This window comes from Clostridium sp. CMCC3677 (assembly GCF_023845585.1).
Taxonomy (GTDB): domain Bacteria; phylum Bacillota; class Clostridia; order Clostridiales; family Clostridiaceae; genus Clostridium; species Clostridium aquiflavi.
This window is the reverse complement of the sequence record NZ_JAMQHS010000084.1, coordinates 1-243: the sequence shown is the minus strand read 5'-3', so window position 1 is coordinate 243 and position 243 is coordinate 1. Positions and strand designations below refer to the sequence as shown.

General features: G+C 24.3%; 1 protein-coding gene. It reads right to left on the bottom strand.

The features are described 5' to 3' along the window. The coding region (locus tag NG901_RS16825) for a hypothetical protein (protein WP_252217097.1) at positions 1 to 243 on the bottom strand (243 nt) is incomplete at both ends.

Genomic DNA, 243 nt, shown 5'->3' with positions numbered 1-243 from the left:
TAGGAGACCATTAATATTTAACATATATCTTGTAAACTTTATTGCTTCATTAATATCATCTTCATCTATATCTCCTATTTCTATCAATTCCTCTATAAATTTTTGGTTCATTATTTTATCTGGTAAATTTATATGTATTTTTCTGTTTGGAATTCCTTGTGTTCTTATCTTTTCATAACAAGGCCTTATTCTTTTATAAGCTTCTTCATAATCTATTATTATTAATCCATTTCCTTTAACAGT